Source organism: Lactobacillus sp. ESL0228, assembly GCF_003692825.1.
In the GTDB taxonomy this organism is placed as follows: Bacteria; Bacillota; Bacilli; order Lactobacillales; family Lactobacillaceae; genus Lactobacillus.
Genome location: NZ_REHJ01000007.1, coordinates 110,244 through 123,977, shown reverse-complemented (window position 1 = coordinate 123,977; position 13,734 = coordinate 110,244). Strand labels below are relative to the sequence as shown.

Here is a 13,734-nt window from a genome sequence, read left to right as displayed (position 1 = left end):
TTCTAATTAACAAATTGAGATACATTGGCTTGCGCTGTAGTTGTTGCTTTAGACCACATGACAATGCCAATTTTTATGTCGCTTGATATTTTTGCTTTGTTCAATGCCACTCTAATCTCGTAGATCATATTCGCTGGCAGATAGATGTTAAGTAGATACTTAATGTTTTCAATTTGGCTACTATCAATTTCGGCACTATTAGCTTCTACTATTGTATCCCTCTGAATAACTGTGATTGTCGCAGGTATCTTCAAAGTTGCAAATAAGTCACGCAAGTAGCCAATAGTAATTGGTCTTGGTGGCAATAAACGCATTAGTACCTTGTTTTGCCTTGTCTCCAAATCATCATTTGGAGCAGGCTTAATTCCTACTTGATCTTCGAAAACGGAAATTCCTTTTGCATCTGTTTGTGTGACGAACTGATTTAAAAGCAGTCGAAACTGTTCACTTTCAGCTTTATCAAGCACTTCTCCTTGTGCATGCATGATTGCCTGCATCTCGTAAACATCACTGTAATATTCGGGCAGATAGTCCATTAAATTATTAACCATCTAACTTTACCTCCCCTAGAACTGGCAGCTGTGATGTTTGATTGTTAAACACAAGCGTAATGTCTTGGTCGGCACCATTCAAAGTTGGTACAGACGCATTGATTACTCCATCAACCATCATTATTTGAGATAGGATTTTGGAGCGATAAATAGTCTGAGAATATCCTCGCCCAGTTTTTGCATCAATGTTGTTCCAACTCTGTCTTAGCAACTTGAAATACTCTTCGATGGCGGTCTTAATCTTAGCTTTAACTATGTCTGCCCCATGCGTGCCATCAATGTTGACTGTTGCTGCTATGCTAACTGTCAATGGTGTTGGTGCAACTACAGTTACTTGATGGTCGATTGGCGCTAGACCATAACCTTGACTTTCATTGTCAGTAGGATCAATTATGTTTTTAACCTTTTTAACTAAGTCGGCACTAGCAGGCATTAGATTATTGTCAACAATAACAAGCTTAACAGTGCCCGCACCATTCCAGACTGGATAAACCTGTTCAGCGCCAACTTCGCTTATTTTTGCAAGCATAGCTAAGTAATCAGTAATATTACCACCGTAGGCAATCCAGTCATCTGCTCTTAACAACGGTCACGCAAGTGGTCATCTGTTTCTTCATCACGAGCAGGAGCCACTATTTCAGTGATTTCAGCCCATGATAGGCTGTCGTTACTGGTTACCGGCAGTATTTGCCCGATATATGAGTTTGCTGCAGTCCCTGGATCATCGGCAGTTAATTCGCCTGTTAAATCATCATTGATTTTTTTCACGGTATAAAAAATAGGCGTTTCACCAATGCTTGCGAATTGGTCGCCCATCTGTACGTTATTAATTGGATTACCGTCTGAATCTAAGAATTTAACCTTAACTTCCGTTTGGGTTGCTGCATATCTGGCTGTGCCGTGTTCAGCTGCTCTGTAGTCAAGAAATTGGACTTGAGCTGTCTTGATATAAGTTTGCTTGACAATATTTGCTAACGACAGTGACTGTTGCGCCATTACCATAGCTGCTGGAGCAACTGCATCATATATAATCGAGCCCTCTCGTTGATCAATATCATCTGGTACATTATCTAGCATCAGATTAAGCCAATATTCAAAATCTTGCGCCACATAATTAGTAGCTAATTCATCAGGATTCATCAACGCTCACCTCACTATCTATATTGATTTTCCCAAAAACAGTGAAACATGTACCTTTAACTTGCAAAGTATCACGGCTAATCTGTTCTATTTCATCAATTTGAACATCAGTAATACGGTCGTCAGCTAATAATGCCTCTTTCAGCATTCGGTCAACTTCAACTTTGGCATAACCCATATTTTTCCCAATTAGGTCATTAAAGTCATTGCCATACTGTTCAGAGTAAATCGGATAGACTAAACGTTCAGTTTGCAGTATTTTGTCAATTGCTTGAACCATAGCTGCTTGTTCGTCAACCTTGCCCCTAATACGACCATTTTCAACCTTAAACGTTAAAGTTGGCTCATCTTCCAGGACTTCATCGTCATCTTCTTCGGTATCAACATCATTGTCTTCTAGTTCGGCATCGTTATCATCATCTTCAGTAACGATGATATTACTGTCGTCGTCCATCTTTATCCCTCCTCTCGTTCAAATAAATAAAATTGCTGGCCACCGTCCATGCGTATCATGGTCACCTTGTCGTTCTTTTTTAAACTGTTGTCAATTTCTAGCCCTTTAAAACTAATCTTCTGGCCATTGACTTCGCCTTTACCAGTTACCTTGTACTTTCCAATATTTCGACCAACAACGATAAAATTATCATCAATAACCATATTATTAGATAGTTGCACTTTTAATTGCTTGGCACTGATTACTTCGCCATAAACAACGTCAGCATAATCACTATCTTTGCCACCGCGGTTTTTTAGCATTTCAATTATTAGTTCTCCAGCCATTCTGCACCTACTTTCATTGTTAGATGACAACTATAATCTGTACCAAAATTATGTTCTGCCTTTAATATTGGACAATTCTTCAACGTCTTATTAATATCGTTAATTTTAATAGTAACGGCATTACCTGCAACAAGGTCAACATTGCCAATACAGTCAATGGTCAATGTCTTATTAGCTCTATTGCGCTTACGTAGCTCATCCTTAGCTTGCTTAACCATTTGGGCATGATTAGCTTTGTTTTTCTTGTTTACTGTAACCTGCAATTTGCCCCATTGTTCAGTGGACTTCCCTTTTGCACTAGTTGATTTAAAACTGGTACGTTTAGGGTCGTCTTGCTTAGCAGTGGCTGATTTTGACTTGGATTTTTTTGTGTCTTTCTGAATAACTTTAACCACATTTGCCGTGTTGTTAATGTCAACGGCATAAGAAAAGCCCGTCATTGCGGACTTACTACCAATTATGATTTTCAGTTTCTTATACGGTGCCCTACGAAGCTCTACAGTATCGTAATTACAATACACATAATACATGTGCTTTGTTGCTGTTTTTGTCTTAGTAATAGCACTCTTGAGCATGTCAAAGTAAGTTTTACCGTCGCAGACTTCAGCAGATACTTTGTGCTTAGGTTTATTAACCACTTTATGCTTAATACCAGCACGTTTGCAGACATTGTTAAAACGGTCAGCAATGGTACCAGACTGCCAGACTATTGAGTCTTGGTTCTTTAAGTAGCGTTCCTTGTCGTAACAGGTCACGCTAACCGTATTGTCTTCTTTTACTTCGTATTTAAATACATAACCATAAAAGATTTTGTGCTTATCCCACTTGAACTTAATGATGTCTCCAGTGTAAGGGATAATCGGATGAGCATTTTGGATTAAGTCAAAAGATAATTCACCAGCGCTAAAATTTAAATCAGTTGTCCATTTAATGTTTGTCACAACTTCTCGCAAATCATAAGTGGTTCCCTTACCGTTTTTCTTAGATTTACGATACATATTACTTCGGCGAACTAATTCAAAAGTAGTAGCTTTCATGCTTTCTTCACATCCGATTTCTTAACCCAACCACGTGCAGCACCGTTAACGCCAACACGGATAGGATATTTGTGTCCCGTTGCAATGTTGATTACTTTACGCTTAGCGTTTTTTTCGTAAGCACCTGGTCCATTTCCGTTAGAATCCATATACAATCTGCCGTTAACCACAACATTTGAACCAACTCCAAATTTCTTGGGTGGAGAAATCCGCTTTTTACCTTTTTTAGATTTCTTCTTCTTTTTCTTTTTTGATTTAGAAACTTTAACAGCTGAAAACTCTCGATATTGCTTTAAATCCAATGTGTAGACATACTCTTCGTCATATCCATCAGCAAAACCATATTCGAAACTCTCAACCGTCATTGGCATGCTGATTTTTGTATTAGCAACTACAAACTGCATATGACCCTTTGCTTTTTGAACTTTCTCAATGTAGTCGATATAGAATTGTGGCTCTTGCAAATTATCATCTGCCAAATATGTTGTTGTATCACATGGAAGTGTGCTTTCTATTGTTGTACCAACCAACTTTAAGTTGCCCAGCCGATTAATCTCACCCAAATTAACAACTGACTGACTAGAGTTGTCTCCTTCGTATTTGAGCTTTAATTCAGCCGGGTTAACCGGCAACTGGATAGTTTTACTCGTCTTATAATCTGTCAAGAAAATACCAAAACCATCCATTAATATCACCTTCTATCTTTTAACTCAGAGCTTTCTCGCTTTGAGACATTATTCTGTTTTCAATTGCTTCTAAAAGCATATCAGCATCATAGTCAGTATTGCCTGTGCTGTTAATCTGGATAGCGCCACTTTCAATTGTGACAGTTGAACTCCGATTGTCATTATTTGCGCTGCTACCGCCGAATTTAGTTCCAATTAAATTCGAACCATTAGCGTCATTGCTACTGATTGAAGCATCAAATTGATCTTGTTCATTAATACCAATTCCTGCTGTAGTGCCATCCAATCCACTTAGCGCATTGGCAACGCTATTTACAGCTGTTGCTGCTCTATCAAAACCATTTGCAAGCAAGTCACCTACATTAGTTTTGCCAATTGATAAAGGGTTAAGTGTTGGCGTCATATCTGAAGCTGCTGCTACAACTCCCGCTGCCATTTCGGCAGAAGCATTACTTGCCAAATCAGCATCATGGGCCAATCCAATTGCTAGCCCCTGGTCAATCCAGCGACCGTATTGGTTAAATAGTTTAGATAGTGAGCCAATATGCAGTATGCTCTTAGCTGCGCCTACAACTCTGCTTGCTACACTTGACACAGCATTAACTGCTGCGCCAACCATAGATTTGATACCATTGACTAATCCTTGAATTAGGTCACGTCCTACACTTACTAAAGCCCCTGCAAAGCTTCTAGCAGCATTGACTGCATTTGAGACACCATTTCTAACGCTACTTACAACATTACTCATTGCACTAGTGATAGCTGTAACCATCATGGTTCCCGCCATGATAAACATGGTTACCAGTACCATCACAGCTACACCTACAGCTATCAAACCACCTGCAACAACTAACAAAGCAGCACCAACTACCAATAATCCTGCGCCTAGGATAATTGCAGCTACACCTAATAGTAATGCACCAACTGCGGCAATCATCATCAATGGAGCTGCTATCATTAATGCAACTGCAAAGAGCATTAAGCCCAGTGCGGCTATTATTCCAACTGCTGCAATTAAAGTTATACCGACAGCCATCATAATCAAGCCTATTGCTGCAACTATGGATGACGCGGCCAAAATCATTACACCTACAGCTAACAGTGCAACGCCCACCGTGGCGATTGTTGCACCGATAGCAATAGCAATTAATGCAGCTGCAAATAGCAGTCCACCGATTGCTGCGACTCCCATGCCAACCGCTAATACTACTAGGCCAACTGCCAATGCAATCAAACCAACTGTAGCAATTATTGCACCCAAAGCAAAGACAGCCATTGCTGCTGACAATACCAAGATATTAAATGCTGCTTGGAGCCCATATTGTGCTATTGTTGGCAACTCTTTAGCTAATAACGACATGCCAAAGGTTGCTGCCAATATTCCGACACGAGCCAAAAGCGCTGCAACACCGATTGCAAAAAGTCCAACCGCTGCAACATCTAATGGCTTTGAAAGTGCAGCAATTGCCACTAATATCACGATAATTGCTACGCCTACACCTATTAAGACACCTATTGCTGTTGAACCACCCTGTGCAATGGTTTTAATGCCGTATTCAAGTAAAGCAAAACCGGCACCAGCTGTAAGAGCCGCTGCACCTAGTTTAAGCATTGCACTTCCCATTGTTGCAAATGTTGAGGCAGCGTTGCCACCCGATTTTGGAGCTTCAGGCAATGCCGGCAAATTAGGAGTTTTAGGTGTACGTTTAAATATTTTACCCAGAGCACCTAGTCCTTTTAGGCTACTGAAAACATCTTTAATGCCTTTCAGAACCTTGAATGCAGCAAAGGCAATCGCTAAAGCTGTCACTGCTTTTGCAAGCGATTGTAATTGACTTGGATTTAACTTATTTAATGCCTTAAGCCCAACAACAACTGCTGTTAATACCAGACCTTTAGTTCCTGCTTTTAGAACTAATAATGCAGCTCCTAGAGCTTTCAAAGCGCCTGGATCAAGCTTACCTGTAACACTTGCCAGTGTTCCAATAAATTTTGCTAGTCCTCCAGCAATATTGCCTATAGTCGTGCCAATCGATGAATAGATACCACTCCCGCTAAATGTATCGGTTAAATTACTTGCTGAATCTGCGATTTGCTGAAACATTTGACTGATTTCAGTACCTGTACCCGTAGAATTAAAGCCGTCTACAACGTCCTGAATACCTAGTTTTACTTTGTCCAAAATAGGCTTGACGTAATTAACTGTGTTCAATAATCTGTCAGAGAATGGTTTAAAGTTGACATTACCTAGTTTGTCAGTAATTCCGCTAATAGCTTTTATTCCAATGTCGCTCAACTTCTTGAACTGGGGTTGAACTTTGTTAGCAATAGTTTCTTTAAGCCCATCCATTGCTTGACCGATAGTCTTATATTGCGTTGCCATTTTGCTAAAATTGGCATTAGTACCAGTTTTAGCAATGGCTGATAAGAAGTCCTCAGTCTTGATTTTGCCATCTTGTACTGCTTTAACTAATTGCTTAGTATTCATACCCATGGTCTTGCCGACTGCAGCCATACCTGCTGGTGTTTGTTCAAGCATTAATTTGAAATCTTGCCATTGCACCATGGGCTTAGCAGCCATCTGCGTAGCCTGCTCCGACAAGGTTTTCATGGCTTGTTGTGGGTCAGTCGCTGCTGCTGCTAATCCACCAAAACCCTTAACTAATTTTGTGGTATTTTTGGTACCAACAGCAGCCAATTGGCTATATGTTTGAGCCATATCTGAGGATGAGTAAATGGTGTCCTGAGCGAATTGCTGTAGTGATTTTTTTGCACTAGCAATAGCAGCTGGACTTTTGCCAATTTGATGCATATTACCTTCGAATGTTGACCATGCCTTAGTAGACTCGTTTAATTCGCCCACAAAAGCACGGACACCTGTGCCAGCAACACCCATTGCGGAACTAATCATCCCACCAATGGCTGAACCTGCAATCAACTCTTTCATGCCCACATGAGCGGAACCCAGCCCTTTGTTAAGTGAGTTAATGCTGCTAGACCCACCAGACATTGCCGCTTTAAGACGTCCTGTCATTTCTGATGCACGAGTCACACCAGCGTTAAAGCGGCTAAGCATGTTGCTGAATGCATCATTAATGCGTAGTGTCCCACTAACTGTTGCCACGTGTTACCTCCTTTCTATATATGTTTAGACCTAGCTTTACGTTTAGCTTCACGTTCTTGCTTCTTTTCTTCGTTTTGACGAATTTGAATTGAAGCTATTACTAGTGCCTTTTCCTTAATTGTTAAATTAGCATACTCTCTTGGAGTCCAATGGTATTCATTAAGACAATAGTAATAAATGCTGAAGTCACCATAAGACTCTTCAATTAGTTTTTTGCTTGTTCTACATAATTATCAATGCTATCAATATCAAATCCTGATAGCTCTTGGATAGCATTACCTAATTCAGTATATTGACCAGCATTTAACATTTTTTTCAAAACACCAGCTGGGTCGGCAATACATCCCCAAGATTTTTGCAGTTTCTCATCATTTAAATCTGGCTGAATAACTGCTTTTGACATCATTAGATCTACTAGTTTATTTTGATCTGACTCTTGCACCCGTTGGTGCGTTTTCTTATTGATGTAACTTGTAGTGGCTTGTTTTTGTAAGTCACTAAACTCATCCGCAGTTAGTGCTTTAATAACGAACGGCGATTTAAAGCCATTGAATTTTACATCCTTAGTCTCAACCTTGCTCTTTACGTTTTCTGCTAAAAAGTCTTCAACATTATATGCCATGTTATTTTATCTCCTGTGTTAAATTTTAAATCCATCAAATGGTGTTACTAGGTTTACCTGTTCAAAAGTAAAGTCTGATTCCCAATCCATTACTCCATCATCTGCTTCAAAATCTGCAAATGGTATGTCATCTAAATTTACCTCGCCAAAATGTAGTGTTTGTGTTCCTGCACGGCTAGTTGGATCGTTGATTGTTAGCGTGATTTCAAAGTATAAATCTTTACCACCATTAATATAAGGCAGGGCGTATTTAGTCCAATTTGAACTAATTAGGTAACCTCCAAGTGTTCCAGTACCTTCTACCGAAGTTACTTTCTTATGCTTCCAACGACTACCCAATGTCTGAACATCCTCTTTGTTCTTTTCCAACTTTGCACTAAATTTTTTACATTCAATGAGCGGAATAACTTTGCCTTCAATCGTGACATATACTTTGGCGTCTTTAGTCGAAATGGTGTCTCGACCATTTAAAAAACTGCCAACTGTGCTTACTGTTTCATCTGCCATTTACTTTACCTCCTATTATTGAACGACCATTGTCATATATAATTTTTCCATCGAATCTAATGGAGTAATTGCTAAGTTAACAACGATTGAGTCGCGGTCATTACCTGTTTCTACAAAAATGTCATCTTCCTTAAAGTCAGTGATTACACCAGAACTTGACAACCCCTGCAAATAACTGACTATGTTTGCCTTGAACAAATCACGTCCAGCTGCATTATTAGTGATTTTTCCAATAAACATATCTTCAAAAGTTCGTTTAGCATATGTAACAACTGTGTCCATTGTTCTAACTACACGGTTTTTGCTGAAGAAGACTGGCTTTTCTGCAGTGACTTTAGTTAAGGAATTAATATCCTGTTCAATTACAACCGTTTCGTTGCGTTTGGTCGTAAAGACAATTTCACCATTTTCTAAAGCTTCAATCGTTCTGTCGTTGCTAAACTTCGGATAAGCGCTAATCGCATCTGGGTATTCTACATAAGTAAGTGATTTAGCTGCATCAGCTGAGCTTGAAGCACCTGCAAAGAAACCTGCAGCTACTGTGGCATCTAATTCGGTACCATCGCCCAACACAACACCGTTCGCCACGGTTGAAATACCTTCATAATTAACCTTGTCGCCGGTATATGGAATAACACCACGTACTTTGATGTCGTTGTCCTCACGCAGATGCTTAATCTCATCAACTAATTGCTTGTGTAGTGGACTATCAACTGGAAAACCTGCCGTAGTAGCTACGTCATAGTCTTCTGTTTCAAGTACATCGTTAAGTAAGTCGCTAATCTTAACTGACGTAGTTGTTCCACCTGTCAAATCAACAGTTACGTCACTTGATAACTGGTCTAACTTAGACGCCATTACTACTGGTGCTTTGCTTGCTCTAGTAGTTTTACCACCATCACTACCGTTGCTATCACCACTATCACTGCCTGATGATGGTGGCTGCGGTGTCATTTCACTAGTCAACTTAAAACTGACATAATCATTGTCAAATAGCGTATTAGGCTTATCAACGCTAATTACTTGTTGGTCAACCACTTTTGTGCCAAAAAGTGTTGATACAGTCACCTTACTATCATTTTTTTTAACAGTTACATGCAAGTTGTTGCCTAGCGTACCAGGATACTTAGCAGTCATTGTCCATGGTAGTGTAGCCTCCGTTGCCTTAGCAGCAGTACCATCATTGTTATTTAGCAATAGGACTGTATTGGCACCCTTGAGCACCTCGTGGAGTGTTTGCAGTTCTGGTTCGTCAATATCATGGCCAAGCAGTGCCTTAAAGTTTGAATCACTATTTAGCTTGATAATGCCTTTTGCGCCCCAGTTTAGTTGTGTGCTAACTGGTAGCAATGTCCGCCCAATATCTGCGCCATTATTGTTATTGCCTTTACCCACAACATTAATGTAGGCACCAGGACGGCGTTTGTTCTGTGTTTTCCAACTCATTTAATATTTCCTTTCACTTCTTGATTTTGTAATTTAATTTCGTCCTTTTTGTCTGGATAGAATCTTCCCCAGACTTCGAATTGATAAATCAACGTATTATCTTCTTGCTGCATTAATCTCTTATTTCGAAGTGATGCATAGTCTTTTAGCTCTAATAATCCACTTAAAAGATAGTCTTCCATCCGTTCAATATCCGTTTTAGGATTGTCTGGATTGGGGAAATAGACTACCTGGTAGGCATACTTACGTGACTGCCTGTCAAACAGTTCTGATGCCGAAGATGTATTGATTTTCTCAATAAAAAAAGACGGTTCTTGAAATCCGTCTGATTGATTTTCAGTGTAAATTGTTGCATCGGGGAATAGCTGTGCTATCTCGTCAGCAATCCTTTCAATTATCGTCAATCCATTAACCTCCGTAAAATGTCATCCATCACAGGGGTGAGCAGTTGCGGAACCTGTCCCCTGGTTTCATCTGTTGCCTTTTGCAAGAAATGCTGACCAGGAACCCAGCTTGCTTTTAGCTTCTTACCAATTGCGGGCACATATCTGCCTGGTGTCTGTATATGTCCATTTTCAACGAACGATGCATAGTTTTTGCTGTTTCTCAATTCAACAGTAATATCAGAACCTGCAAAAAATGGCCCCTTGAGTTGCCAGCTACGCCTTAACTCACCAGATTGAACTGGTGTCCTGCTTTCAGCATTACGCTTATACGTTTCACCGACATTTCTCACACTATTTTTGACTTCACTTTTTAACTGACCACCTGAAACTTGCGAATTAACACGCTGAGCAAACGCTTCAAACTCAGCATTATCAAAGTCTCCAAATGCGCTCATGCTTTTTCATCCCTTGTCATAGCAATTTCCTGATGGCTTACATAGCCAGAATAACCCTTACTACTCCGTTTATACTTGGTAGTTTGGCCATTAACATCTGTCACTGTTATTGTGGCACCTGCCGGTACATCTATTCCTGTTCTGAGCAATAGCGTTGCATCATACTCGTCTGTGCCAAAAAAAGACTGCTCACTGTTTTTTAGTCCTTTCAGTATCACCTTAGCCGGTTCATCTGTAACAACCATCACTGGTTCACTGGTGGTTATATGGTGCTCATTAACCACTTTCTTAGTGGCTTTAATAGTCACTTTGTCAGTCCATAACATAGGTGCCACTTCTTTTAGCTTGTTAAATGCGTTAATCATTGTGGTAGTCTCCTAAAATGGATTAAATCACTAATGAAATCGTCTGTAACTGGATTAATTTTCTGCACTTGAGCATAAAGCTCTGCTGGTGAACCAAAATTAACCGATACATCTCCTTCGCTGATTGAATTGACCACATCTTTCCTAGTCCACTCGTGCGTTTGAATTAGCTGTAAGCACATCGCTATAATGGTGCTATCTATTTCTGGTGGCAATTCATCAACGGGAATGTTGGTAAAGTTTGCTACAGATTGGATAACTCTATCTAAACTGAAATCTATCAGATCATTGTTTGCTTTATCACCCAGTAATTGGGTGACCTTATCTTTAATCTCTTTTTTACGTTCGTCATTCATTGCTACTTCCCGCTTTTAGCTGCTGTCTTAGTTGTTTTAATTTCCTTAGCGCTGTCTGCATCATCAGCAGATTCATCTACTGCAGCTTTAGTTGCTGGTGTTTGTGGAGCTGGTCTGTCCTTAATAACGAATTGAATACCAGCTGTCTTAGTCTTTAACAGAAGCACATCGTTATATGATTGTTCATAGTAAAGGTAATTACCGTTGGTAGCTGCACTTGGGTCATCAAAACCAGCAAAAGAGTATTTTTCTGGTGCAATTTGAACGCCGTTATAAATCAATATCATTTCAATTTGCTTAGAATCATCAATTGTTTTTGCACCTACAGTAAAATCATATGCTGTATGCATTAAATCTGATGGGATAACTACGATTGTAACTGAGTCTACGCTGTAAACTCTACGTTCAACAGAATTAGGGTCTTTAAGAACCAATTCTCTATTCATTACTTCGGCACGCTTTAAAATAGCGTTAACTTCTGGTGTGACATATAAAAATCTATTTTGTGCAGGGATACGTGCTTCATCAAAATCAAGCATCATATTATCAAAAGCAGTTAAAATGTTTTTCTCATCAAGAGTATCTGTTGTGATTCCCTTGCCACTATCCAATTGCTCTTTTTCTTTGAACAATTTACTAAACATAAACTTGTCCATTTCAGGCATTTTTTCATCGATATTGAATTGACGAGTAATGTTCGCCATTGTAGTAACGTAATTAGTTTCATCAACATCTGATGGATCAACTAAGGTACTCCAGTAACGTTCATTTGTAATTTCATAGGAATCCCAATCATTGGTATAGTTTGCTCGGATATCTTCAATCGTTCTACGTTTTCTATCACGTCGACCTTCTTCAATGGTCAATCTTGGAAGCTTAATGTGTTTAGCACCGTCAAAATCAATCAAACTATTACTTGGTGAATTCCATAACGGTGAAGTATATAAGTATCCATCATAAAATGCTTGTTGTACTGCTTTCTGGTATTGTTCTGCGTAATTAACTGTTGCCATATTTTATCTATCTCCTTTAAAAATATTAGTCATGATGGCTACTGGATCAGGGTCTGTATTGCCGTCACCACCTTGCGGTTGATACGGTTCTTTACTTCCCTGGTCAAACAGATAGCCATCTGATTTTTGTAATGAATTAATTTGATTGTCTAAGCCTTCAAGCTCGCCCTTGTCGTTGAGCTGTATATCGTCCATATTCAAAAGAGCTTTAGCTGCCTTGGTATTGCGCACTTTTGCTTTCCCCAATGCACTGTCAACTGCGCTATTGAGCTTGGTTTGTTGCAATTCCTTGGTTAAGTTTTCTGTGTCATGCTTGTATTTGCCCTGAAGTTCCTTTAACTGATTACCGAGTTCTTCGTTATCACCTGCCTGTTTTTTGAGTGACTTCAAATCTTTGTCTCTTTCTGCAATCTGAGACTGCAAGGACTCATTAGCTTTTTTCAATTCCTCAGTTTTTGAATTAATTAATTCATCGGACTTGGCTTTCAACTCTTCAATATCTGCACCATGAAGTGCAACAATCTTTTCCATTTGTTCATTACTTAAACCAATTTTTATTAACTTTTCTCTTGAAATTCTATTTGCCATTTTATTTCCTCTCTCGCAATATTTTTACGTGGAGCGACCACAAATTAAGGTATAAAAAATAAGCCTTTTTACGCCATGCTCAGGGCAAAATAAAAAGCAGCTGTTGTGATGCTTTAATTTATTTGATTAGTGGAAGCCAATCCCTGACTTCCTTAAAAATTCTATATGCTTTCTGCATCATTGAGTTTTCTGCAAGATATTGCAATCCATCGCTTGTTATAACCGTACTGCTCCTATTACCCAAGAGTATACCGCCACTTAACAATGGAGAAAACGTAATACCTTCAATATAACCATCTTTAAACAGCATCTGTAGTGTACGCACAAATTGCTGTTGGAATATATTAAAGGTATCTGCTTTTAGTATGCCAGGATCTGCATCTTGGCCGTTTTCATAGCAATATTTTAGATAACTCAATATTTTGTATGCAATTGCGAAATAATCATTATTACTCATTGCTCTGCCTATACCGGTACTGCACTAACAATATCAGAAATGCCTATCTCGTCTTCTAAAGTCCCGCCAATGAAAGTAAGCTCAGGTTCATCATCATCTTCATTCAAAATGTCCTCAACAAATATCGTTTTATGCTTACCATTCTTTAAAGTGAACTTCACATTCCTGCCATAGAAATGCTGATCAATTTCTTTAATCGTCATTTTTCGTGGGTTCATGAT

17 protein-coding genes and 1 pseudogene are annotated in these 13,734 nt (G+C 39.3%); all 18 read right to left on the bottom strand.

What is annotated here, in order from left to right; translation table 11 throughout:
• Positions 1–2: 2 nt before the first annotated feature.
• Positions 3–551 (bottom strand): putative phage tail protein, encoded by a 549-nt coding sequence (locus tag F5ESL0228_RS02500; protein WP_122022744.1) that lies wholly within the window; start codon positions 549–551, stop codon positions 3–5.
• Positions 544–1,691 (bottom strand): annotated as a pseudogene (locus F5ESL0228_RS08590) (baseplate J/gp47 family protein). Before F5ESL0228_RS08590 ends, F5ESL0228_RS02500 begins: the two are co-directional and overlap by 8 nt.
• Positions 1,681–2,145, bottom strand: coding sequence for a DUF2634 domain-containing protein (locus tag F5ESL0228_RS02490; protein ID WP_122022743.1), 465 nt, complete (start codon positions 2,143–2,145; stop codon positions 1,681–1,683). Before F5ESL0228_RS02490 ends, F5ESL0228_RS08590 begins: the two are co-directional and overlap by 11 nt.
• Before the next feature lie 2 nt (positions 2,146–2,147).
• Positions 2,148–2,471, bottom strand: a complete 324-nt coding sequence (locus F5ESL0228_RS02485; RefSeq protein ID WP_122022742.1) for a DUF2577 family protein — start codon at positions 2,469–2,471, stop codon at positions 2,148–2,150.
• The gene (locus F5ESL0228_RS02480; RefSeq protein WP_233553512.1) at positions 2,456–3,508 is read right to left on the bottom strand and encodes a hypothetical protein; all 1,053 of its coding nucleotides are present in this window, start codon (positions 3,506–3,508) and stop codon (positions 2,456–2,458) included. The genes F5ESL0228_RS02485 and F5ESL0228_RS02480 overlap by 16 nt, the downstream gene beginning before the upstream one ends.
• The gene (locus tag F5ESL0228_RS02475) at positions 3,505–4,194 is read right to left on the bottom strand and encodes a hypothetical protein (protein WP_233553510.1); all 690 of its coding nucleotides are present in this window, start codon (positions 4,192–4,194) and stop codon (positions 3,505–3,507) included. Before F5ESL0228_RS02475 ends, F5ESL0228_RS02480 begins: the two co-directional genes overlap by 4 nt.
• A gap of 19 nt (positions 4,195–4,213) precedes the next feature.
• Positions 4,214–7,318, bottom strand: a complete 3,105-nt coding sequence (locus F5ESL0228_RS02470) for a tape measure protein (protein ID WP_122022740.1) — start codon at positions 7,316–7,318, stop codon at positions 4,214–4,216.
• A gap of 205 nt (positions 7,319–7,523) precedes the next feature.
• Positions 7,524–7,940, bottom strand: coding sequence for a hypothetical protein (locus F5ESL0228_RS02465; RefSeq protein ID WP_122022739.1), 417 nt, complete (start codon positions 7,938–7,940; stop codon positions 7,524–7,526).
• Between the two features lie 18 nt (positions 7,941–7,958).
• Entirely contained in the window at positions 7,959–8,447 is a 489-nt protein-coding gene (locus tag F5ESL0228_RS02460; RefSeq protein WP_122022738.1) for a phage tail tube protein, read from the bottom strand.
• A 15-nt stretch (positions 8,448–8,462) separates the two neighbouring features.
• Positions 8,463–9,893, bottom strand: coding sequence for a phage tail sheath C-terminal domain-containing protein (locus F5ESL0228_RS02455; RefSeq protein ID WP_122022737.1), 1,431 nt, complete (start codon positions 9,891–9,893; stop codon positions 8,463–8,465).
• A complete protein-coding gene (locus tag F5ESL0228_RS02450; protein ID WP_122022736.1) occupies positions 9,890–10,297 on the bottom strand; it encodes a DUF6838 family protein in 408 nt (135 codons plus the stop codon). Before F5ESL0228_RS02450 ends, F5ESL0228_RS02455 begins: the two co-directional genes overlap by 4 nt.
• Positions 10,294–10,734: an HK97 gp10 family phage protein gene (locus F5ESL0228_RS02445; RefSeq protein ID WP_122022735.1), complete on the bottom strand. Its 441-nt coding sequence runs from the start codon at positions 10,732–10,734 to the stop codon at positions 10,294–10,296. The genes F5ESL0228_RS02450 and F5ESL0228_RS02445 overlap by 4 nt, the downstream gene beginning before the upstream one ends.
• Positions 10,731–11,096 (bottom strand): hypothetical protein, encoded by a 366-nt coding sequence (locus F5ESL0228_RS02440; protein WP_122022854.1) that lies wholly within the window; start codon positions 11,094–11,096, stop codon positions 10,731–10,733. Before F5ESL0228_RS02440 ends, F5ESL0228_RS02445 begins: the two co-directional genes overlap by 4 nt.
• Positions 11,096–11,455 carry a hypothetical protein gene (locus tag F5ESL0228_RS02435; RefSeq protein WP_122022734.1) on the bottom strand — a complete coding sequence of 120 codons (360 nt, stop codon included), beginning with the start codon at positions 11,453–11,455 and terminating at the stop codon, positions 11,096–11,098. Before F5ESL0228_RS02435 ends, F5ESL0228_RS02440 begins: the two co-directional genes overlap by 1 nt.
• Before the next feature lie 2 nt (positions 11,456–11,457).
• Positions 11,458–12,468 (bottom strand): capsid protein, encoded by a 1,011-nt coding sequence (locus F5ESL0228_RS02430; RefSeq protein ID WP_122022733.1) that lies wholly within the window; start codon positions 12,466–12,468, stop codon positions 11,458–11,460.
• A 3-nt stretch (positions 12,469–12,471) separates the two neighbouring features.
• Positions 12,472–13,056, bottom strand: a complete 585-nt coding sequence (locus F5ESL0228_RS02425) for a phage scaffolding protein (protein ID WP_233553508.1) — start codon at positions 13,054–13,056, stop codon at positions 12,472–12,474.
• A 118-nt stretch (positions 13,057–13,174) separates the two neighbouring features.
• Positions 13,175–13,513, bottom strand: a complete 339-nt coding sequence (locus F5ESL0228_RS02420) for a YjcQ family protein (protein WP_122022732.1) — start codon at positions 13,511–13,513, stop codon at positions 13,175–13,177.
• Between the two features lie 8 nt (positions 13,514–13,521).
• Positions 13,522–13,731, bottom strand: coding sequence for a hypothetical protein (locus F5ESL0228_RS02415; protein WP_122022731.1), 210 nt, complete (start codon positions 13,729–13,731; stop codon positions 13,522–13,524).
• Between the last annotated feature and the right edge of the window lie 3 nt (positions 13,732–13,734).